The sequence below is a fragment of the Chroococcidiopsis sp. genome (assembly GCF_051657925.1).
Taxonomy (GTDB): Bacteria; Cyanobacteriota; Cyanobacteriia; order Cyanobacteriales; family Chroococcidiopsidaceae; genus Chroococcidiopsis.
Genome location: NZ_JBOFLP010000088.1, coordinates 1 through 20,842, shown reverse-complemented (window position 1 = coordinate 20,842; position 20,842 = coordinate 1). Strand labels below are relative to the sequence as shown.

The window sequence follows — 20,842 nt, the reverse complement described above, 5'->3', positions numbered from 1 at the left end:
GTGATTGCCAGACCAGACATCAACGTGGAGTTCTGGCTTGGTCGAACCAACAGTCATGACTAGTTCCCCGTTGCAGTAAACCTTAGCTTCGGGATACCACTGCGGATGAATATCTGGTTTTGCCATCTCTTTTTCCTATTTTTCTAATTTTATTCTAGCTAATTGGTCATTTGTCATTTGCTCTACCAACAATCAATAACAAACGACCAACAACAAACTTATCGCTTTGAGAACTGAGGGGCTTTCCGTGCTTTATGTAAGCCGTATTTCTTCCGTTCTTTAGCTCTGGGATCGCGAGTTAAATAACCCTCTTTCTTCAAATGCAAGCGATTTTCTGGCTCCAATTGACAAAGGGCGCGGGCAACTCCTAAACGAATTGAATCAGCTTGTCCGGTTAAGCCGCCGCCGTGAGCATTTACGAGAATGTCGTATTCGTTCTCTAGACCTAGCGTCTCTAGAGGTGCTTTAGCGGCTGCAAGGTAGCTGGCATTGAATTGAAAATATAAGTCGCCAGCTTTACCATTGACGACGAGTTGACCGTTACCTGGAACTAGACGAACTCTAGCTACAGACGCTTTGCGTCGTCCTGTACCCCAGTACATGACTCGCCCGTTAGTGGTAGCGGTTTGTGTTGCTTGCATTACTTATCTCCTGGGATGGTTTGAATTTTAATTGCTTCTGGTTTCTGTGCTTGATGAGGATGTTCTGCTCCAGCGTAGACTTTGAGCTTAGTAAATAGTTGTCTGCCCAAGCTGTTTTTTGGCAGCATACCTTTAACAGCTTGTTCTACAATGCGCTCTGGTATCCGAGCTTGAAGTTGAGCAAAGGTTTCGGTTTTCATCCCACCAGGTCTTCCAGAATGACGGCGATAAAGTTTTTGACTGCGTTTTTTCCCTGTAACTTTAATTTTGTCAGCGTTAACAACGATGACAAAATCACCAGTGTCCATATGCGGAGTAAATTCTGGCTTATTTTTACCCCGCAGGATATTAGCAATTTCAGTGGCGAGCCTGCCTAAACGTTGGTCAGCGGCATCGACCAGATACCACTGCTGATTAATCGTATCTTGAGGGGGGATGTAGGTTTTGGTCATGGTGGTTTTACTATCCTGAAATAATCTACTAGAATATCTACCCTAAAATAATTTACTTGAAATAATTTGGGTTCATGTTTGTGCGGCAGCCTGAGAAAGTAGAGCAGCTGCTATGCAGGATGGAGTAGAAATCGGCTCAGTCTGTTTTATTGAGGCAGCGGTTACGTCAGGTAAGAAAAACTGGGGTTGCGTATCATACCAAACTTCAGCAGGAAAAGGAAATTCACTATAGCCAACTCGCAGCAGGCACAAGCCAGCAGCAGGGGCGGCGTACTTGACTTCGGCGCGGCGTTGCTGCTGCCAAATCTCGGTAAAATTGGCTAGCGATCGCTGTCCACTGCCCACTTGAACCAGCAATCCCAGCAATAACCGCACCATGCCGTACAAAAAGCCATTTGCCTGCAATTCAATTTGCACGAACGAACCTTGACGATGGCATTCCGCTGCTTGTACTTCTACCCAAGAATGAGCGCGACTAGAACCCGCCCGATGAAAAGCTGCTAAATGGTGGTTGCCGAGTAGAGGTTTTAATGCTGCTTGAATTAATGATTCATCTAGAGGTGCGTGATAATAGTGCCAGCTAAAAGCTTTGGCAAACAAATTCGGTCGGGGGTCGGTGTAGAGAGTGTAGCGATAGCGCCGCCACTTAGCAGAAAAGCGGGCGTGCCAATCCAAGCTCACCTCAGCCGAAGCGCGAATTAAGATATCTTCTGGCAGACGACTGTTGAGAATTGCTGCCCAGCGATGGGCTGGAATCGGACAATCAACTACATTAAAATGAGCAACTTGGGCAGCAGCATGAACTCCAGCATCCGTTCTGCCTGCTCCATGAATGACAATTGGATAACCCAGGACATTGGCGATCGCAGTTTCTATTTCTTCCTGAACCGTACGCTGCTGCGGCTGTCGCTGCCATCCATGAAAACGAGTACCCAGGTATTGAATTACCAGGGCGACTCTACTTGTCAATTCAGGTTGCCAAACAGCCATTTCCAAAGCGCCACAGTATTTTAAACGAGTTCGATAATTGCCATTTCTGCGTTGTCGCCCCGACGGCGTATCGTTTGTAAAACGCGAGTGTAACCACCAGCGCGGCTACCATAGCGATCGGGGACTTGCTCGAATAGAGCGTGTACGAGTTGCTTATCGTAGATATATCCCATAGCTTGACGACGAGCTGCTAAAGAGCCATCTTTAGCTAGGGTAATCATTTTTTCTGCTTCAGACTGTACGACCTTTGCTCTGACTTTAGTAGTGGTAATTCGTCCGTGTCTGAGTAGTTCGGTGGTCAGCGCTCTTAGTAGGGCGCGGCGTTGGTCTGCTGGTTTACTAAGTTTTTTAATGCTATTGCGGTGACGCATGATCGTAAAAGGATGTAGGGTGAAGCCCTTCCCGTAGGGTAGGATCGGGGGTGAAGGATGGATTGCTACATCCTTCTTTTAAAGAGTATGTCAGGTAGGTTTAGAAGATTTTTCGTGCGGCAAAGTAATGCCTAGACGCTTCTGCAACGCTTCGATCACTTCCTCTGCTGACTTCTGACCGAAGTTCTTAATTTCTAGTAGATCTTCTTGGGTGTAGTCTAGTAAGTCAGCTACCGAATTTACCTGCGCTCGTTTGAGACAGTTGTAAGCCCTGACGGAAAGTTGCAGTTCTTCAATTGGAATCTGACTAGTTGGGTCTTCGTCGGCGGGAATTTCGTCTTTCATCGCCGCCAGCGAGATGTCTTTTAAGGGTGTGAACAGGTCAACTAGAATATTTGCGGCAGAAGAAAGGGCTTCTTGCGGTGTTAGGCTACCGTTTGTCCAAATTTCCATAATCAACCGATCTTTTTGCAGCGAGCCGTCTACCCGCGCATCTTCAACGCTGTAGTTGACCTTACGAACTGGCATAAAGATCGAGTCAATTTGCAGGTAATCGATGGACGTAGCTTCGTCGCGCCCTCGTTCGACCGTGCGATAGCCCTTTCCCCGTTCGACCCGAAATTCCATTTCTAATTTCGCCCCGTCTGCTAAGGTAGCTACGTACTGGTTGGGGTCGATAATTTCTACTTCTGCTGGTAGATCGAAATGAGCCGCAGTAACTGTAGTAGCGCCGTGGACGAGCAATCGACCAGTTACGGCTTGCGAGGAGTGGCTTCTGAGGACGATTTCTTTCATCTGCATCAGAATTTCCATTACGTCCTCGCGCACGCCAGGAATTGTAGCAAATTCATGGCTTACGCCTGCAATTCGGACGGCTGTGACTGCTGTACCTTCTAGATTAGAGAGTAAGATTCGCCTTAAGGCGTTACCTACTGTCGTTCCTTGACCGCGATCGAGAGGTTCCAAGACGAACTTACTATATTGACTCCGATTCTCCTGCGTAATAGACTCAACACATTCGATTTGAAATTGCGCCACGGAGTAACCTCCCCTATTGTTAGCTCCTATAAATTGGCATAGCAACCGCTTGCCTGAATTTTCTTGCTTGGATTACATGCCTGAATTTTTTTACCTGAATTTCTGACTTGATTTATCTGTTCCGCCGTTTCAGTTTCTAGCTGACTTTTGGGACAAGATAACGCGATCGCCCACTGGACGAACGCGCAGGTTGCAGAAATTTCCACATCTTTTTGGACATTTGAGTTTATACTCGGCGGCGTTTGGGCGGACGACAGCCATTATGTGGAATAGGCGTGATGTCGCGAATTAGAGTAATTTCTAATCCCGCCCCTTGCAGCGCTCTAATTGCTGTTTCTCTGCCTGCTCCAGGTCCGCTGACCATGACTTCGATCTGACGCATACCTTGGTCAACTGCGCGTCGTGCCGCACTTTCAGCTGCAGTCTGCGCGGCAAAAGGAGTGCCTTTCTTCGCTCCCTTAAAGCCGCTAGAACCAGCCGATGCCCACGAAATCGCATCGCCATTTTGATCTGTAATGGTGACTATGCTGTTGTTAAATGTGGATTGGATGTATGCCATGCCATTTGGTACGTTGCGTTTTTGCTTTTTCGTACCGCTTTTCTTAGTTGGTCGCGCCATAGGGTTACGATCGGTTTATTTTTGCTCTACTCAATTCAAAAATGCTCTATATAGCTAGGAAGTTATTTATTTCCCTGGAGCCTTTTTCTTTCCTGCTACCGTTTGTCGTCTGCCTCGACGGGTACGAGCATTGGTACGAGTGCGTTGTCCTCTGACGGGTAAGCCCATCCGATGACGACGACCCCGATACGTACCAATATCGATCAGGCGCTTGATGTTCATCGTCTCCAAACGCCTTAAATCTCCTTCAACTTGATAGTTTTCTTCTATCTCGTTTCTCAGAGCTGCTACATCGGCATCGCCGAGATCTTTGACGCGGGTATCTGGGTTGACACCTGTAGTCGCCAAAATTTCTTTCGATCTCGTTAAGCCGATCCCATAAATATAGGTCAGACCGATCTCAATCCGCTTATCTCGCGGAAGGTCTACACCAGATATCCGTGCCACGCTGTTTCTCCCTAGTCTTGCTTTGCTGCAACAATATTCACTCTTTCATGGTGTTAACTGAAACACCATATGTCGACGATCGCCGCCAATCGTTTTATAGTTAGCCTTGACGTTGCTTGTGTTTCGGGTTAGAACAAATAACCATTACCCTACCTTTACGGCGGATAACGTTACACTTTTCACAAATTCTTTTTACAGAAGCTCTAACTTTCATGACTTTTACATTACAAACTCTATATTATAATACTACGATTGGATTTTCCGCAAGAAGTTAGCACTCATACTGAGTTTTCGGACTTGGATGTTGCTAAAAATTAACTTCAATTATTTTTTGCGTAGTCTATAAGTAATTCTACCTTTAGACAAATCGTATGGCGTGAGTTCGACTTTTACGCGATCGCCAGGTAGAATCTTGATATAGTTACGGCGAATTTTGCCGGAGATGTGGGCGAGTACGTTAAAGCCGTTGTCCAGATCGACGCGAAACATAGCGTTAGGCAGCGATTCTGTGACCGTGCCTTCCATCTCAATTAAATCTTGTTTAGACAACTTGTTGATTCCTCAACTCTACTGATTTTTCTGTGGAATTAGCTTTAGCACTTTTGGACATATTTTTCCACTGTTAATATATCTTATCGAAAATCGGGAGTCGGGAGTCGGGAAGAAGAGAGCTGAGGAAGCAGAGGGGCTTCAGGAGCAGAAGACGCTTCACTGCTTGCTGCAACACAAGAGCGCACCGCGCACCAACTTCTTACCAACTACCAAATTACCCACATCCCATAACATCCCCAATAGTTAGCTATGAACTGCTGTTTGCAGGTGAGCCGTCACTTCTTCCATTGAGCGATCGCCATCGACCGAAACGAGTTGTTGGCGATTGCGGTAGAAATCAATTAAGGGCGAAGTTTCTTGGTGATAGACTTCCAAGCGACGGCGAATCACTTCTTCAGTGTCGTCAGCTCGTCCTTCTTTTTCTGCCCGTTTCAGCAACCGATCTACAACGATCGCTTCTGGTACTTCTAGATTCACCACTCGCGTAGAACCTTGGTTAAGCTTTTGCAGCAGTTCGTCTAAAAATACTGCTTGGCTGAGCTTGCGGGGAAACCCATCTAGAATCCATCCCGCTTGCGCGTCTGATTGCTGAAGGCGTTCGGCAACGAGATCGTTTACTAGTTGGTCGGGGACGAGTTCGCCTCGGTCGGCGTAGCCTTGAGCTTGAATTCCTAAAGGCGTGCGATCGCGCATAGCTTGGCGCAAAATATCACCAGTCGAGATATGGGGGATCTGCCAGGAATTGGCAAGGTGTTTTGCTTGCGTGCCTTTACCTGCTCCTGGCGGTCCCAAAAAAATCAATCGCGGCACTACTTCACCATTCCTTCATAACGCTGGGAGATCACATAGGTTTGAATCTGTTTTGCCGTGTCAATTGCCACACCAACCAGAATCAACAGCGAAGTCGCTCCTAATCCTTGAAAGGTCGGGACTCTAGTAGCACTTTCCACAGCTGTAGGAATAATTGCCACTGCGCCGAGAAAAACAGCTCCCAAAAATGTCAGTCGATTGAGTACCCGTTCGACGTATTCGCTCGTTGCTTTACCTGGTCTAATGCCTGGAATACTAGAACCCATCTTCTTCAAGTTCTGTGCCAAGTCAACCGGATTCACGATCAACGTGGAGTAGAAATAACTGAAGAAAACAATCATTACGAAGTACACTAGGGCGTAGAGCCAAGGCGTAGAACCGCCAGGACTGATCGCATTGGATATGTTAATCACATATTCGTTTTGGGTAAACCTAGCGAGTGAAGCTGGCAGAATTAGCACGGCAGAAGCAAAAATAATTGGCATTACACCGCCTTGATTCAACCGCAAAGGTAGATAGCTACTCCGCTCTAGATAAAGCTTGCGTCCTACTTGACGACGAGCTGAAATAATCGGAATGCGGCGCGTGCCTTCTTGGACGAAGACAATTCCGACAATCATGACTAAAAATACCAGCAACAGAACGATGACTCGTCCGATGGTTTCCCTGCCTCCAGTTTGTGCCAGAGTAATGGTATCGCCTAAGGATTTAGGTAGAGAGGCAACGATGTTGACAAAAATCAACAGCGATGCACCATTACCGACACCGCGCTCCGTAATCAGTTCCGATGCCCACATAACAAACATCGAACCAGCTGTGAGTGCGATCGCGGTTTCAATCACGAATACTGGTCCTGGGTTAAGGGCAAACGGTCTGATCCAAATTGCTGCAATAAACGTACTTTGCAGAATTGCCCAACCTAAAGCGACGTAGCGGGTGACTTGAGAAATTTGTCGTCTACCTGCCTCACCCTCATTTTTCTGTAAATTCTCTAAAGCTGGAATCGCAGCCGTCAGTAATTGGATTATGATTGAGGCATTAATGTAAGGCAATATTCCTAAGGCGAAAACCCCCAAAGTTGAAAGTCCGCCGCCGGAAAAGATGTCTAAAAAACCGATGACAGCACTATTATTTTGTACGCTTTGAGCGAACTGTTCGCGATTGATTCCTGGTACGGGTAAAAATACACCCAAGCGAGCCAAAATTAACATGCCAATAGTCACGAGCAACCGTCCTCTCAGTCCGGCTGCCTGTGCCATCTGCATGAAAGTTTCTTGAGCTGTTGGGGCTTTATCTCGACTAATCATAAACGGCTACCTTTCTACTGCCATAGGCATTTGCGTTAAATAACTTCAGTGAAAAACTTTGGCTACTTAACGACTTCACAACTCCCGCCAGCTGCTTCTATCTTGCTTTTAGCTGATGCCGTAAAAGCTGCCGCTTGTACCTTGAGAGCAACGTTTAATTCCCCATCTCCCAAAATTTTGAGCGAACCTTTAGCAACTTTAATTATTCCCGCCTCTTTTAACGAGGACAGAGTAACTTCCGTATCAGCAGGAAGTGAAGACAGCTTGCTTACATTAATCGTAATGTATTCTTTACGATTAATAATTGGAAAGCCTTTCAACTTAGGTAGACGACGATACAAGGGCTGCTGACCGCCTTCAAATCCTGGTCTAGTGCCACCACCAGAACGGGCTTTTTGCCCGCGCATCCCTTTGCCAGCACTCGCGCCCTGTCCGGCAGAAACTCCTCGACCGAGACGACGAGCGCGTTTTTTTGAGCCTTTTTGGGGTCTAACGTCAGTTAGTCTCATAACTTTTTTGTTGGTTGGTCATTGGTCATTGGTCATTGGTCATTTGTTTGACGCATGACGATTAGACGATATAGAGCTTTTCTACTGGAATGCCGCGTTCTTCTGCAACTTCGGCAAAAGTGCGGAGTGTAGCAAGGGCATTAACGGCAGCTCTAGCATTATTCAGGGGGTTGTTGGAACCAAGCTGTTTGGCTAGAATATTCCGCACTCCTGCTAATTCCAGTACGGTTCTGACTGCACCCCCCGCAATTACACCCGTTCCAGGTGCGGCTGGACGCATTAATACTTTTGCTCCGCCACCAGTGCCATTAGTTGGATGGGGAATCGAGTTAGATTTGGTCAATGGGACATCAATGAGATGTTTTTTGCCATCTGCTACGCCTTTTTTCACAGCGCCGATCACATCTCCAGCTTTACCTACTCCGATCCCAACTTGACCGCGCTCGTTACCGACAGCGACAATGGCACGGAAGCTGAGTTTTTTTCCTCCCTTGACGACCTTACTCACCCGCCGGATTTGAATCACCCGCTCTTGAAAAGTCGTTTCTTTTTCTTTAGTTCGATTAGCTTTGCGACGACCTGTTGCCATATTGAGTGCCTCTGAAAATGTTAATTGCTAATTGTTAATCGTTCATTGTTAATTGCCATCAACTATTAACTATTAACCATTAACAAATTAAAAATCTAATCCTGCTTCCCGTGCTGCGTCAGCTAGTGCTTTGACTCGACCGTGGTAGAGGTTTCCGCCTCGGTCAAAGACAACTTGTGATATGCCTTTAGCTTTAGCGCGTTGGGCAATTAATTTACCGACTTCCACTGATGCTTCGCACGTTCCCCTAGATTCGAGGGATTTTAAATCTGGGTCTAAAGTAGAAGCAGCTACCAAAGTATGATGTTGGGAATCGTCTATGACTTGAGCGTAGATATGCTGGTGAGAGCGAAACACTGCTAGGCGCGGGCGTTCCGTACTGCCTACGACAACTTTTCTGATCCGACGATGCCGTTTTTCCCTGGATTCTCGACGACTGAGCTTCATAATTACTTCTTACCTGCCTTACCAGCTTTACGTCTGACGGCTTCTCCGGCGTAGCGAACGCCTTTACCTTTGTAGGGTTCTGGCGGGCGCTTGTCGCGAATTTGAGCGGCGACGTTGCCAACTAATTCTTTGTCAAAGCCGCTGACAATGACATTCGTGTTGTTTTCTACTGCGAGTTGGATGCCTTCGGGTGGCTCGATTTGCACGGGATGGCTGTAGCCAAGACTGAGGACTAAATTGCGTCCTTGAACTTGCGCTCGGTAGCCTACCCCTTGAATTTCCAACCGCTTTTGGAATCCTTGCGAAACTCCATCCACCATATTTGCCACTAGGGTGCGGGATAAACCGTGGAGTTGTCGGGAGAGACGAGATTCATCGTGCCGTTTGACTAAAATTGTGTCTCCTTCCTGTTCCACTGTAACGGTACTGGGAAGGACGCGAGAGAGTTCCCCTTTAGGACCTTTAACAGCAACGTGGGAGCCGTTGATGGTGACGGTGACTTTATTGGGAACAGTAATGGGACGTTTGCCGATTCGAGACATGATTAACTCCTTATTTGTCATTGGTCATTGGTCATTGGTCATTGATGAATACAGATGACAGATGACTAATGACAAGTGACGAATTTACCAGATGTAGCAAAGAACTTCGCCACCTAGACCTTGACGGCGGGCTTCGCGATCGGTCATGATGCCATGCGAGGTGGAGATGATAGCAATGCCGATACCACCTAAAACTCGCGGTAGTTCTTTACGGTTGGAGTAAACCCGCAGTCCTGGTCTGCTGACTCTTTTGAGTGCGGTGACAATCGGTTGGCGATTTTTACCCTTATATTTGAGGGTAACTACCAGATTGCGTTTTACCCCTTCTTGCGCTTCTTCTTCAAACTGGGCGATGAAACCTTCTTCTTGTAAGACTCTGGCAAGGTTGCGAGTCATTTTAGTAGAAGGAATTTTTGTTGTCTGATGCCGCGCCATATTAGCATTGCGGATGCGCGTCAGCATATCAGCAATTGTGTCGTTAGCCGCCATCGTTTCCTCTTGTAGAATTTATTGATCTCGGAAGGGCATACCAAATGCTTTGAGTAAGGCACGACCTTCCTCATCAGTATTGGCAGTGGTAATGATGGAAATATCCATGCCGCGAATTTGGTCGATACTGTCGTATTCGACTTCAGGGAAAATTAGCTGTTCTCTTACACCAAGGGTATAGTTACCGCGTCCGTCGAAGCTTTTGGGGCTGATGCCGCGAAAGTCACGAATCCGAGGTAAGGCAAGATTGACAAAGCGATCGAGGAAAGCGTACATGCGATCGCCCCGCAGAGTTACCATAATGCCTACTGGCATCCCCTGGCGAATTTTAAAGCCCGCGATCGCTTTTTTTGCTCGCGTGACTACGGGTTTTTGACCTGCGATCGTTGCTAGCTCAGTCAAAGACGATTCCATTGCTTTAGCATTTTGTGCTGCTTCACCTAAACCTCGGTTTATGGTGATTTTCACTAGCTTGGGGACTTGATGGACGTTTTTGTATTGAAATTGCTCCACCAATTGCGGCACAATTTTCTCTTGGTATATGCTTTTGAGTTTTGACGATGCCATAGTTTTTCCTGTTTACCCTGGTCTTGGTCAGGGAATTATATTTGTCATTCGTCATTTGTCAATCACTCATCATTAATGACTAGTGACTAATGACCCATGACTAATTATTTGTCGATGATTTCACCAGTTTTTTTCAGCATCCGCACTTTTTTGCCTTCTTGGTTGAAGGTATAGCAAATTCGGCTAGCGACATTTTGCTTGGTGGAATAGTGCATGACGTTGGAACTGTGGATGGGAAATTCTAAGGTAACGATCCGACCCGATTCCCCTTCTTCTTTGGGCTTGACGTGCTTGGTTTTGACATTTACGCCTTTGATAATCACTTGGCTTTTTTCTGGAAGCGATCGCACAATTTCGCCGACTTTACCTTTATCTGCTCCAGAAATTACCTGTACCGTATCGCCAGTTTTGACGTGCATTTTGTGGCGAACTGGTTTATTTTCTTTGGCTCCTTTTCTCTTTGCCATTACAGCACCTCCGGCGCTAAAGAAACGATTTTGGTATAGTTTTTATCCCGCAGCTCTCTGGCTACAGGGCCAAATACCCGCGTTCCTCTGGGGTTGCCATCTTGGTTGATAATCACGGCAGCATTGTCATCAAAACGAATGCTCATGCCGCTATCACGTCGTAAACCTTTGCGAGTACGAACGATCACCGCTCGCACGACATCGGATTTTTTGACTCCCATATTGGGAATGGCATCTTTAACGACGGCGATAATTACGTCGCCGACGTTCCCGTAACGACGATTACCAGCACCGAGGACGCGGATACACATTAATTTTCGCGCCCCACTATTGTCCGCGACGTTGAGATAGGTTTGGGGTTGAATCACTGTTGTTCTCCCGTTGTGGTAGTTACAGCAGCGATCGCGGTGGTGGGACTATCGAGAATCTCTATTACTTCCCAGCGTTTCGTACGGCTGAGAGGTCTAGTTTCGCGAATGCGGACGCGATCGCCCTCTTTACATTTATTCTCTTCGTCGTGAGCTTTGTAGCGCCGAGTACGCACGACAATTTTGGCGTACTTGGGGTGAGGAGAGCGGTTTTCTACCGCAACTACCACAGTCTTTTGCATTTTGTCGCTCACGACTAAGCCAATTCTTTCTTTGACTGCCATCGTTACTTACTCTTCTGTTGCGGGTTCAGCTTCATTCGTGTTTGCCAGTTGGCGCTCGCGTTCCACCGTTAGCAATTGCCCTAACCGATGTTTGGCGTGCTTGATTTGGTGCGGCTTTTCTAACTGGCGAGTTGCTTTTTGCAAGCGCAGGCTAAACAATTGCTTTTTAATAGCAATAATTTCTGTTGCTAACTGTTCGTCGGTTAATTCTCTAGCTTCTGAAATCTTAGGTAGGGGCATGACTTATACTTGCTCCTCCTCGCGCATAATAAACTTTGTTTGAATTGGTAGTTTGTGAGAAGCCAACCGCATTGCTTCGCGAGCAGTTACTTCTGGTACGCCAGCGATTTCAAACAAAATTCGTCCTGGCTTAACTACAGCTACCCAAAACTCAGGCGAACCTTTACCCGAACCCATACGGGTTTCAGCTGGACGCATGGTAACTGGTTTATCGGGGAAAATCCGAATCCAAATCTTCCCACCACGACGGATATAGCGAGTCATGGCGCGACGGCTTGCCTCAATTTGCCGAGAGGTAATCCAAGCTGGTTCTTGAGCTTGTAGGGCAAATTCACCAAAGTTGATGTTGCTACCTCTGGTGGCAAGTCCTTTCATTCGTCCGCGTTGTTGTTTGCGGAATTTTGTTCTTCTAGGGCTTAGCATGGTTTGTCATTCGTCATTTGTCATTTGTCATTTGTCATTTGTCATTTGATGACGAATGACAGTTAACCTTCATTAGAACGGTCTTCAAACTGCTGCCGTCGGCGCTGCTGTTGACGGCGGCGGGGTTGATTGGTTCCAGGGGTAGGCTGTGGTTCTTGTCCAGGGATAATTTCTCCCTTAAACGCCCAAACCTTGATTCCTAAAATGCCGTAAATGGTTTTTGCGGTACAGTAGGCGTAATCTATATCTGCCCGTAAGGTGTGTAATGGCACTCTACCTTCGCGCGTCCATTCAGTACGGGCGATCTCTGCGCCGTTGAGCCGACCGCCAACTTGAACTCTAATCCCTTGAATGCCTGCCCTTTGAGCGCGTTGAATCGCTTGGCGTACTACGCGGCGGAAGGAGACGCGACGCTCTAACTGTTGCGCAATGTACTCGGCAATTAGAAAGGCATCGGCATCAACTTGGGCGACTTCGACAACGTTAATCCGAATTTGGCGTTGGCTGCCCAGGAGTTCTTGAAGTCCGTTACGCAAGGCTTCAATGCCAGCTCCACCACGACCGACAACTACACCAGGGCGAGCAGTGCGTAACTCTAGCTCGATTTGATCTGCTTTACGCTCGATCCGAACTTCAGCAATTCCGGCATTATTGGCAGCATAACGACCTAGCTTCTGCTCGATGTATTGCCGTAGTTTATAGTCTTCTTGGAGAATTTCAGGATATCGCTGTGGCTCGGCAAACCAACGAGAGTGGTGTTCTTTGGTAACGCCGAGGCGAAAACCGACTGGATGAATTTTTTGTCCCATAGTTGAGGGGTAAGGGGTAAGGGGTAAGGGGTAGGGGATAAGAGGCGAGAGGCAAGAGGTTTTTCCCCTCAGCTCCCTCAGCTTCCTCAGCTCCCCCAGCTCTCTTTATTGAGCTGCTACGGCGATCGTGATGTGACAGGTCGGCTTGCGAATCTGATACGCTCGCCCTTGCGCTCTCGGACGGAAGCGCTTCAGCACTGGTCCTTGGTCGGCATAGGCTTGGGTAATTTTTAGCTCGGATGGTTCTAATCCAGCGTTGTGTTCGGCATTAGCAACGGCAGAACGCAGCACTTTCAACACTGGTTCGCAGGCACGGTAAGGCATGAACTCTAGAATAATTAATGCTTCCCGATACGAGCGCCCCCGAATTTGATCGAGGACGCGCCGCACTTTAAAAGGAGACATGCGAATGTAACGGGCGATCGCTTTGATTTCTTGTGTATTAGTTGTGTTTGTAGCCATAACTTTCTCCGTTTTTGTCATTTGTCATTAGTCATTAGTCATTAGCTAGAAACAAATGACTAATGACTAATGACAAATGACTACCTACCTGCTTTTTTGTCACTCTTGGCGTGACCGCGAAAAGTGCGGGTGGGAGCAAATTCACCTAATTTATGTCCTACCATTTGTTCGGAAACATAGATGGGAACGTGCTGTCTGCCGTTGTGAACTGCGATCGTGTGACCGACCATCTGTGGCAGAATTGTCGATGCCCGCGACCAAGTTTTGATGACCTGTTTTTCGCCTCGTGAATTCAGCTTTTCAATTTTGCTGAGTAGGCTATCGGCAATGAAAGGACCTTTTTTTAAAGAACGACCCATAGTTTTATGTGGTTGGTAATTGGTAGTTGGTAGTTGGTAATTGGTGAGTTAGGCAAGAGGCGAGAGGCAAGAGGCAAATTTTGACTTTTGACTTCCCATTACCTATTACCCATTACCCATTACCCAAATTTAGCTTTCGCGCCCGCCACGTCCGCGCTTGGATGATTTACGACGGCGACGGACGATTAAAGCAGAACTTGGTTTTTTCCGCTTACGAGTCTTCATCCCTAATGCTGGCTTACCCCAAGGGGTGACTGGACCCGATCTACCAATGGGCGCTCTACCTTCACCACCACCGTGTGGGTGATCGACAGGGTTCATAACGCTACCCCGAACGTGGGGCTTTTTACCTTTCCAACGGGTGCGACCAGCTTTTCCTGCGCTGAGGTTTCTCGCGTCGGTATTACCAACTTGTCCGATTGTGGCGTAGCATTCACGACGAATCATGCGGACTTCGCCGGAAGGGAGCTTGAGGGTGACGTAATTACCTTCTTTGGCTACCACTTGAGCGCTAGCTCCAGCAGCACGAACAATTTGTCCGCCGCGTCCTGGTGTTAGTTCGACGTTGTGGACTGTGGTACCAAGGGGGATGTTAGCTAAAGGTAATGCATTACCGTCTTCAATAGGCGCATCCACTCCAGCTGTCACGACTGTTCCTACTTTCAAGCCGTTTGGCTGAAGAATGTAACGCTTTTCTCCATCTTGGTAGTAAAGTAAGGCAATTCTAGCGTTCCGATTGGGATCGTATTCGATCGCTGCTACCTTAGCTGGAATGTTGCGCTTGTCGCGTTTGAAATCGATGATGCGGTAGAGTTGCTTATGTCCGCCACCGCGAAAACGAGAAGTGATGACACCGCGATTGTTCCGTCCTTTGGGATTGTGAACGTACTTTACCAGCGACTTTTCTGGTTCGCTTTTGGTAATTTCAGCAAAATCAGAAACAATTCGCTGGCGCGTGCTAGGGGTGTATGGTCTATAGGAACGAGTACCCATAATTTTTTTCCTTAGTCATTTTTCCTTAGTCATTTTTCCTTAGTCATTTGTCATTTGTGGCAATAACGAATGACGAATAACGGATGACCAGCTTAAACATCTGGGAAGAGAACTTGTCTGATCTTGTCTTCATCCCCAGGTGCTACGGTAACGATCGCTCGCTTGTACTGGGGTTTAAAACCAACAAACCTACCTACCCGCTTTTTTCTTCGAGGTTTGAGCAGGGTGTTGACTTGTACGACTTTAACTTCAAATAAGTCTTCGATCGCAGCTTTAATTTGCGGTTTGCTGGCTTGAGGAGTCACGTCAAATGTATATTTATTCTGCTCCATCAACCGCGTGGCTTTTTCAGTCAAAATCGGACGGCGGACGATATCTGGCAACTGGCGGGGGTCGATCTTAAGCACTGTAGACCTCCTGAATCATATTAAGGGCAGTTGATGTAGCGACAATTTTGTCAGCGTTGAGGATGTCATAAACGTTTAATTCATCGGCTGAAATTAAAGTCAGCTTCGCGATATTACGGGCTGACAAGTAAACGTTTTCTGTTTCTTCAGCGACAATTAATAAGACTTTCGTGCCTGGTTCTATTCCCCAGCGCGCGATCGCGGCTGTCATTTCTTTTGTTTTTGGTTGCGAGATCTGCTCGACAAAGTCTTCTACAACGACCATATCATCAGCTCTACTCGCAAAAGCCGTGCGCAATGCCAGCAATTCCTCTTTGCGGTTCATTTTCAGATTGTACGTTCTCGGCTTGGGTCCGAAGGTGACACCACCACCACGCCAGAGGGGCGATCGGATCGAACCAGCACGAGCGCGTCCCGTGCCTTTTTGTCTCCAAGGTTTGCGACCGCCGCCTCGGACTTCCGCACGAGTTTTGGTGTTGGCAGTTCCTTGACGGGCATTCGTTAATTGTTTAACTAAGGCGCGGTGAACGACATGAGAAGCACTTGTTTCTTTTGCCACTTTTAATTCAAGTGTCGCCTGTCCGACTGCTTCACCTTGCCAATTTTTGACTACGCACTCAACCATTTTGGATTTTACCTTTTCAATTGATTTTGGATTTGGGATTGGTCATTGGTAGTTGGTAGTTGGTAGTTGCAGGTTGCCTATTACCCATTACCCATTACCCATTACCCATTACCAACTTTCTTCGCAGGTACGATGTTGAGCAAAGCACCTGGTTTACCTGGAACTGCTCCTTTGATCAGCAATAGATTGCGTTCTGCATCTACCCGCACGACAGTCAATTTACGAATCGTGACTTGCGAGCCACCTAATCGCCCTGCCATCCGCTTACCTGGGTAGACGCGACCAGGAGTCGTACCAGCTCCAATAGATCCAGGGAGACGGTGATTTTTGGAACCGTGCGACATGGGACCGCGACCGAAATTATGTCGCTTTTGATAACCAGCAAAACCGCGACCGATACTATTGCCGCTGACATCGACAATTTGTCCTGAATTAAATATATCTGCTGTAATTTCCTGCCCTAGCGTGTATTCACTTGTATTATCGAGGCGATACTCGTGCAAATGACGTAAAGCAGGAGCAGAAGATTTTGCTAAATGACCCAATTCTGGCTTGCTCAGTGCTTTGGGTTTTACTTCTTTAAATCCAACTTGAATAGCGGTGTAGCCGTCAGTTTGTTTAGTTTTTATCTGGGTCACAACACATGGACCCGCTTGAACGACAGTTACGGGAATAGCCTTTCCTGTCTCATCAAATACCTGGGTCATGCCCAGCTTAGTGCCAAGAATACCAATGGACACGGGAATTGTTTCTCCTATTTAACTCAGTTGCATCGGAACCGGATTGCAAAGGTGGGATTCGGTTCTTACTATCTCTGCTGCCAGTATCTGTCCAGCCCGTTCGCCTTCAAAAGGTTTTCGGGCTGGAGAGCGAGCAATCGGCTTAATTGGTTTAAACCCACTTTATCGCTGTAACTCGCAAAACACTCTACTGCGAAGCAGTTGCCAATGGCGAGAGAATTTGCTCTAGCACTGTCTAGCTTGAGTAGGACTTAAGTAGCAAGCTACTTAGTATCCATTCCTGAGAACCTGAATAGTTCTCTAGGTTTAGCTTCTCTGAGATTTCGTCAACCCACGTTCTCAGAATCCAGGGAAGCACTAGTAAGGCAATTCAACTGCCTCACACGCCAGACTGCCACTCACGAGCTAAAAAATGTAGTCAGACACTCACAAACAAATAAATCGCTTGCCTCTTAGAGGATCTCATCCTCTTCCCGAAGGACTCCAGCAAGCTGTCAAAAACAATTAATGAGTTTTGTCTAGCTACCTTATTTGGTCACGATCTAACAGTTTAAACTATGCGATCGCAAATGACAACTGTTGACGGGATTTTTTTCAAGGCGATCACTGGTCGCTAATAACTGACAACTAATAACCGGCAACTGATAACTGGCAACTGAATATTAAGATAAGAATGGAATTAAACAACAATACTTAACGATGCCACTCTTTACTACTGGTAGCAAATTAATCCGCGACTTAGAAAAGTACGGGGCGCTGGGCGTCTACGCTCCGCTAGAAGGTGGGTTTGAAGGTCGTTATCGTCGCCGCCTGCGTGCTACTGGCTACACAACCCTGAATATTACTGCTAGGGGACTAGGAGACGTATCGGCTTATTTAACTGGAGTTCATGGCGTGCGTCCGCCACATTTGGGTAAGAAGAGTGTCGGTCAAGGGGCAGCAGTGGGATATGTTTATTACCTGCCACCAATAGTCGGCTACAACCTGGAACAACTCCCACCCAAGTCTAAAGGGTTAGTACTGTGGATTATTGAAGGACACATTCTCTCGAATCAAGAAATTGAATTTTTGGTCAATTTGCCTAGCCTAGATCCGCGAGTCAAAATCGTCTTAGAAAGAGGAGGAGAGCGCTATTTTCGCTGGCAACCTCTCCGAGATACACTTGCACCTAGCTACCAAGCCGTATAAATACTTATTTGTCGCAAGGGCAAAAAATTTGGCGATCGATAAACAACAGAAATTAATTGAGGAAATCTTCTTTTTTATCAGTTGCACATTAGCATAGAAGTGTGACTGAGATTGACAACGCCTTACGCTCATTAAAGCAAGGTCACTGGTTCAAATTGATTTGCGGAGCCAGCTACCAGCATCTGCCTGCGGTAAGAAATCTTAGCTTAGCGTATACTCTGGCTGGTGCTGATTGCATTGATGTGGCAGCAGACCCATCTGTAATTGCGTCAGCGCAAGCCGCGATCGCCGTGGCAAGTACGTTAATGGAAGAAGCTCGACAGCGCGGCTTTGGCAGTCGAGAAAAGTTGCCTTGGTTGATGGTAAGCCTCAACGATGGCGAAGACCCACATTTTCGCAAAGCAGAGTTTAATGCGGTTGAGTGTCCCTCACAATGCGATCGCCCGTGCGAACGAGTTTGTCCTGCCCAAGCAATTGTGTTTCATCGTCCCAGTGACGATTATTCTGATTATTCTAAAAAAGTTGTATCTTCTGGAGTTATATCGGAAAGTTGCTACGGCTGCGGGCGGTGTTTGCCTGTTTGTCCGCCGCAAATTATTTACACTCGCTCTTATGTATCGACACCAGGAGCGATCGCGCCGCTCGTACTTGCAACTGGTGTCGATGCGGTAGAAATTCATACCCAGGTGGGTAGAACAGCGGAATTTAAGCGTTTATGGTTAAGTATAGCTCCCTGGATCGAGCGCTTGAAACTTGTGGCAATTAGCTGTCCTGATGGCGATGGGTTAATAGAATATCTCCACAGCCTGCATCGTCTAATTTCTCCCCTTAAGTGTCCGATAATTTGGCAAACTGACGGGCGACCGATGAGCGGTGATATTGGCGACGGTACGACCTTAGCCGCCGTGAAATTAGGTCAAAAAGTCTTGGCGGCTGGCTTACCTGGATACGTTCAACTTGCAGGTGGAACGAACAGCTATACCGTTGCCAAGTTAGAAGCGATGGGATTGTTGAGGAAAAGTCAAAAGTCAAAAGTCAAAAGTCAAAACAATTACGACTTACGACTTACGACTTACGACTTTCCGACTCCCGAGTCCCACATTTCAGGAATAGCTTACGGCAGTTATGCCCGCGTTTTGCTGTCGCCGATTTTGCACCAATTAGAACAAATGGAGGTAAATCCAGCCAATGAAAGAGCGATCGCCCGCTTGGAAAACGTACCGGAATTACTATGGCAAGCAGTAGAACTTGCCTATTCGCTGGTATCTCAACTGAAGTCTATGGAGTTGCCATAGAACAAAATTGCTAAACCCTCTCGCTATTGTTGACTGAATAGCTCTAGCCAGCATGACAAAAACAGACGATCTCCAGAAGTTGTTAGATATTTTGCCACTAGACATTAAAAATGTTTTAGAGCAACACCCACAACGGGACAGCTTAATTGAAGTGGTGATGGATTTAGGTCGTCGCCCAGAAGCTCGTTTTCCCGATCGCGCCGAGTACCTTGCTGAGTCTGGCATTTCCCACGATCAAATTAGATATAGCATACAGCGCGTGGGACATTTTGGTGGTGATAATCGGGCAGGACTGGCGCAAACTCTGCACCGGATTAGTGCGATTAGGAACCGTGCTGGCGATATTATCGGTTTAACATGTCGTGTCGGACGAGCTGTCTTTGGCACGATTGGCATGATCCACGACTTAGTAGAAACCGGACAGTCAATTCTACTGTTAGGTCGTCCTGGGGTGGGTAAAACCACAGCTTTGCGAGAAATTGCCAGAGTGTTAGCCGATGACTTAAATAAGCGTGTCGTCATTATCGATACTTCAAACGAAATTGCAGGGGATGGAGATGTTCCTCATCCAGCCATTGGACGGGCGCGACGAATGCAAGTATCGCGTCCAGAATTTCAGCATCAAGTGATGATTGAGGCAGTAGAAAATCACATGCCAGAAGTCATCGTGATTGATGAAATTGGTACGGAGTTGGAAGCTCTAGCAGCTCGTACCATTGCCGAACGGGGCGTACAACTAGTAGGAACGGCGCATGGCAATCAGATTGAAAATTTGATCAAGAATCCGACTCTATCAGATTTAGTGGGTGGTATCCAGTCTGTCACTTTAGGTGATGATGAAGCCAGACGGCGGCGGACGCAGAAAACTGTTTTAGAACGTAAAGCTCCACCAACATTTGAAATTGCCGTGGAAATGCTGGAAAGACAACGCTGGACGATCCATGAAAGCGTTGCTGATACCGTCGATGCTTTGCTGAGAGGACGCATACCAAATCCACAACTTAGAACTGTCGATGCAGATGGTAAAGTCACTATTGTACGGCAGTCACCCACGCCACTTCGGGGAGTAGGGCAAGATGGTTTTGGGCGGGGCTACGAGGTAGGCAATCCCAGGCAAGAGGAAGAATCGAAACTATCACCCACTATGACTGTAGGTGGGTGGCGTTCGACTGGACGAATGATACCACTCGCTGCCGTACCAGAACCAGCCACGCGAGAACAAGAGTTCGAGCGCTTGTTGGATGAATCTCTGGCTCGAAGCGATCGCTTTAACAGCGATTTGGCGGTGAATGCGGGTCCGAATGGGGAAGATTTACCCTTGCATATTTATCCCTACGGTGTGAGTCGCCACCAGCTAGAGCAAGCAATCCAAGTGCTGAGTTTACCCGTGGTACTGACGAAAGATATTGACAGTGCCGATGCAATTTTAGCTTTGCGATCGCACGTCAAAAATCAGTCTAAGTTACGTCATGTTGCTAAGGCGCGTCACGTCCCAATCCACACGCTCAAGTCAAATACTATTCCACAAATTATCCGCACGTTGCGGCGGTTGTTGGATATGGACGAGCCAGTCGTACCGGACGAACGGGAACTGAGTTTATTCATCCAAAATGGCAGCGAGGACGAACTCGATGCTTTAGAAGAGGCTCGGTTAGCGGTAGAACAAATTGTGATTCCTAAGGGACAGCCAGTGGAATTACTACCCCGTTCGGCAAAGGTGCGGAAGATGCAGCACGAATTGGTAGAACACTATCGTCTAAAATCGGATAGTTTTGGTGACGAACCAAATCGGCGCTTGCGGATTTATCCGGC

General features: G+C 47.2%; 34 protein-coding genes. 3 read left to right on the top strand and 31 right to left on the bottom strand.

What is annotated here, in order from left to right; genetic code table 11:
• The 31 genes from ACRC32_RS06810 to rplC form a co-directional block, all read right to left on the bottom strand.
• Positions 1–126: 50S ribosomal protein L31 (locus ACRC32_RS06810; RefSeq protein WP_438553260.1), on the bottom strand; the 126-nt coding region annotated here is incomplete at its 3' end.
• Between the two features lie 92 nt (positions 127–218).
• Positions 219–641 carry a 30S ribosomal protein S9 gene (gene rpsI, locus ACRC32_RS06805; RefSeq protein WP_039714877.1) on the bottom strand — a complete coding sequence of 141 codons (423 nt, stop codon included), beginning with the start codon at positions 639–641 and terminating at the stop codon, positions 219–221.
• Positions 641–1,093, bottom strand: a complete 453-nt coding sequence (gene rplM, locus ACRC32_RS06800) for a 50S ribosomal protein L13 (RefSeq protein ID WP_438553258.1) — start codon at positions 1,091–1,093, stop codon at positions 641–643. The genes rpsI and rplM overlap by 1 nt, the downstream gene beginning before the upstream one ends.
• A 72-nt stretch (positions 1,094–1,165) precedes the next feature.
• The gene (gene truA / locus ACRC32_RS06795) at positions 1,166–2,083 is read right to left on the bottom strand and encodes a tRNA pseudouridine(38-40) synthase TruA (RefSeq protein WP_438553257.1); all 918 of its coding nucleotides are present in this window, start codon (positions 2,081–2,083) and stop codon (positions 1,166–1,168) included.
• Positions 2,084–2,103: 20 nt separating this feature from the next.
• Positions 2,104–2,454, bottom strand: coding sequence for a 50S ribosomal protein L17 (gene rplQ, locus ACRC32_RS06790; protein WP_015152278.1), 351 nt, complete (start codon positions 2,452–2,454; stop codon positions 2,104–2,106).
• A 90-nt stretch (positions 2,455–2,544) separates the two neighbouring features.
• Positions 2,545–3,492, bottom strand: a complete 948-nt coding sequence (locus ACRC32_RS06785; RefSeq protein WP_039714880.1) for a DNA-directed RNA polymerase subunit alpha — start codon at positions 3,490–3,492, stop codon at positions 2,545–2,547.
• A 26-nt stretch (positions 3,493–3,518) separates the two neighbouring features.
• A complete protein-coding gene (locus ACRC32_RS06780; protein WP_438553256.1) occupies positions 3,519–3,698 on the bottom strand; it encodes a hypothetical protein in 180 nt (59 codons plus the stop codon).
• Between the two features lie 20 nt (positions 3,699–3,718).
• The gene (rpsK, locus tag ACRC32_RS06775; RefSeq protein ID WP_015152280.1) at positions 3,719–4,111 is read right to left on the bottom strand and encodes a 30S ribosomal protein S11; all 393 of its coding nucleotides are present in this window, start codon (positions 4,109–4,111) and stop codon (positions 3,719–3,721) included.
• A gap of 66 nt (positions 4,112–4,177) precedes the next feature.
• Positions 4,178–4,558: a 30S ribosomal protein S13 gene (gene rpsM, locus ACRC32_RS06770; RefSeq protein ID WP_438553255.1), complete on the bottom strand. Its 381-nt coding sequence runs from the start codon at positions 4,556–4,558 to the stop codon at positions 4,178–4,180.
• Between the two features lie 100 nt (positions 4,559–4,658).
• On the bottom strand, positions 4,659–4,772 hold the full coding sequence (gene rpmJ / locus ACRC32_RS06765; RefSeq protein ID WP_015152282.1) for a 50S ribosomal protein L36: 114 nt from the start codon (positions 4,770–4,772) through the stop codon (positions 4,659–4,661).
• A 110-nt stretch (positions 4,773–4,882) separates the two neighbouring features.
• A complete protein-coding gene (infA, locus tag ACRC32_RS06760; RefSeq protein WP_006196724.1) occupies positions 4,883–5,107 on the bottom strand; it encodes a translation initiation factor IF-1 in 225 nt (74 codons plus the stop codon).
• A gap of 246 nt (positions 5,108–5,353) precedes the next feature.
• Complete coding sequence (locus ACRC32_RS06755; protein ID WP_438553254.1) at positions 5,354–5,920, bottom strand: adenylate kinase; 567 nt, start codon at positions 5,918–5,920, stop codon at positions 5,354–5,356.
• Positions 5,920–7,227: a preprotein translocase subunit SecY gene (gene secY, locus ACRC32_RS06750; protein WP_015152284.1), complete on the bottom strand. Its 1,308-nt coding sequence runs from the start codon at positions 7,225–7,227 to the stop codon at positions 5,920–5,922. Before secY ends, ACRC32_RS06755 begins: the two co-directional genes overlap by 1 nt.
• Positions 7,228–7,289: 62 nt before the next feature.
• The gene (rplO, locus tag ACRC32_RS06745; protein ID WP_317104748.1) at positions 7,290–7,736 is read right to left on the bottom strand and encodes a 50S ribosomal protein L15; all 447 of its coding nucleotides are present in this window, start codon (positions 7,734–7,736) and stop codon (positions 7,290–7,292) included.
• A gap of 61 nt (positions 7,737–7,797) precedes the next feature.
• The gene (gene rpsE, locus ACRC32_RS06740; RefSeq protein WP_015152286.1) at positions 7,798–8,325 is read right to left on the bottom strand and encodes a 30S ribosomal protein S5; all 528 of its coding nucleotides are present in this window, start codon (positions 8,323–8,325) and stop codon (positions 7,798–7,800) included.
• Positions 8,326–8,412: 87 nt separating this feature from the next.
• The gene (gene rplR, locus ACRC32_RS06735) at positions 8,413–8,772 is read right to left on the bottom strand and encodes a 50S ribosomal protein L18 (protein ID WP_438553253.1); all 360 of its coding nucleotides are present in this window, start codon (positions 8,770–8,772) and stop codon (positions 8,413–8,415) included.
• A gap of 2 nt (positions 8,773–8,774) precedes the next feature.
• Positions 8,775–9,314 (bottom strand): 50S ribosomal protein L6, encoded by a 540-nt coding sequence (gene rplF, locus ACRC32_RS06730; protein ID WP_438553259.1) that lies wholly within the window; start codon positions 9,312–9,314, stop codon positions 8,775–8,777.
• 84 nt (positions 9,315–9,398) lie between these two features.
• Positions 9,399–9,803 carry a 30S ribosomal protein S8 gene (gene rpsH, locus ACRC32_RS06725; protein ID WP_015152289.1) on the bottom strand — a complete coding sequence of 135 codons (405 nt, stop codon included), beginning with the start codon at positions 9,801–9,803 and terminating at the stop codon, positions 9,399–9,401.
• 18 nt (positions 9,804–9,821) lie between these two features.
• Positions 9,822–10,370 (bottom strand): 50S ribosomal protein L5, encoded by a 549-nt coding sequence (rplE, locus tag ACRC32_RS06720; RefSeq protein ID WP_015152290.1) that lies wholly within the window; start codon positions 10,368–10,370, stop codon positions 9,822–9,824.
• Positions 10,371–10,474: 104 nt separating this feature from the next.
• On the bottom strand, positions 10,475–10,837 hold the full coding sequence (rplX, locus tag ACRC32_RS06715) for a 50S ribosomal protein L24 (RefSeq protein WP_015152291.1): 363 nt from the start codon (positions 10,835–10,837) through the stop codon (positions 10,475–10,477).
• Complete coding sequence (gene rplN / locus ACRC32_RS06710) at positions 10,837–11,205, bottom strand: 50S ribosomal protein L14 (RefSeq protein WP_015152292.1); 369 nt, start codon at positions 11,203–11,205, stop codon at positions 10,837–10,839. Before rplN ends, rplX begins: the two co-directional genes overlap by 1 nt.
• Positions 11,202–11,489: a 30S ribosomal protein S17 gene (gene rpsQ / locus ACRC32_RS06705; protein WP_015152293.1), complete on the bottom strand. Its 288-nt coding sequence runs from the start codon at positions 11,487–11,489 to the stop codon at positions 11,202–11,204. The genes rplN and rpsQ overlap by 4 nt, the downstream gene beginning before the upstream one ends.
• Before the next feature lie 6 nt (positions 11,490–11,495).
• On the bottom strand, positions 11,496–11,729 hold the full coding sequence (gene rpmC, locus ACRC32_RS06700) for a 50S ribosomal protein L29 (RefSeq protein WP_015152294.1): 234 nt from the start codon (positions 11,727–11,729) through the stop codon (positions 11,496–11,498).
• Between the two features lie 3 nt (positions 11,730–11,732).
• Complete coding sequence (gene rplP / locus ACRC32_RS06695; protein ID WP_438553252.1) at positions 11,733–12,152, bottom strand: 50S ribosomal protein L16; 420 nt, start codon at positions 12,150–12,152, stop codon at positions 11,733–11,735.
• 62 nt (positions 12,153–12,214) lie between these two features.
• The gene (rpsC, locus tag ACRC32_RS06690) at positions 12,215–12,961 is read right to left on the bottom strand and encodes a 30S ribosomal protein S3 (protein ID WP_015152296.1); all 747 of its coding nucleotides are present in this window, start codon (positions 12,959–12,961) and stop codon (positions 12,215–12,217) included.
• Positions 12,962–13,066: 105 nt separating this feature from the next.
• Complete coding sequence (gene rplV, locus ACRC32_RS06685) at positions 13,067–13,423, bottom strand: 50S ribosomal protein L22 (RefSeq protein ID WP_015152297.1); 357 nt, start codon at positions 13,421–13,423, stop codon at positions 13,067–13,069.
• An 80-nt stretch (positions 13,424–13,503) separates the two neighbouring features.
• On the bottom strand, positions 13,504–13,782 hold the full coding sequence (rpsS, locus tag ACRC32_RS06680) for a 30S ribosomal protein S19 (RefSeq protein ID WP_015152298.1): 279 nt from the start codon (positions 13,780–13,782) through the stop codon (positions 13,504–13,506).
• Positions 13,783–13,911: 129 nt separating this feature from the next.
• On the bottom strand, positions 13,912–14,775 hold the full coding sequence (rplB, locus tag ACRC32_RS06675) for a 50S ribosomal protein L2 (protein WP_015152299.1): 864 nt from the start codon (positions 14,773–14,775) through the stop codon (positions 13,912–13,914).
• Positions 14,776–14,867: 92 nt separating this feature from the next.
• Positions 14,868–15,182: a 50S ribosomal protein L23 gene (locus ACRC32_RS06670; protein ID WP_015152300.1), complete on the bottom strand. Its 315-nt coding sequence runs from the start codon at positions 15,180–15,182 to the stop codon at positions 14,868–14,870.
• Positions 15,175–15,807, bottom strand: a complete 633-nt coding sequence (gene rplD / locus ACRC32_RS06665) for a 50S ribosomal protein L4 (RefSeq protein WP_438553251.1) — start codon at positions 15,805–15,807, stop codon at positions 15,175–15,177. The genes ACRC32_RS06670 and rplD overlap by 8 nt, the downstream gene beginning before the upstream one ends.
• Before the next feature lie 101 nt (positions 15,808–15,908).
• On the bottom strand, positions 15,909–16,547 hold the full coding sequence (rplC, locus tag ACRC32_RS06660; protein ID WP_438553250.1) for a 50S ribosomal protein L3: 639 nt from the start codon (positions 16,545–16,547) through the stop codon (positions 15,909–15,911).
• A 699-nt stretch (positions 16,548–17,246) separates the two neighbouring features.
• On the opposite strand from rplC, the gene ACRC32_RS06655 reads away from it, so the two are divergent.
• From ACRC32_RS06655 to ACRC32_RS06645, 3 genes are all read left to right on the top strand, one after another.
• Positions 17,247–17,735, top strand: coding sequence for an NAD(P)H-quinone oxidoreductase subunit N (locus tag ACRC32_RS06655; RefSeq protein ID WP_438553249.1), 489 nt, complete (start codon positions 17,247–17,249; stop codon positions 17,733–17,735).
• A 101-nt stretch (positions 17,736–17,836) separates the two neighbouring features.
• Entirely contained in the window at positions 17,837–19,030 is a 1,194-nt protein-coding gene (gene ldpA / locus ACRC32_RS06650; RefSeq protein ID WP_438553248.1) for a circadian clock protein LdpA, read from the top strand.
• A 52-nt stretch (positions 19,031–19,082) separates the two neighbouring features.
• On the top strand, positions 19,083–20,842 hold a 1,760-nt coding region (locus ACRC32_RS06645; protein WP_015152305.1), incomplete at its 3' end, for a R3H domain-containing nucleic acid-binding protein.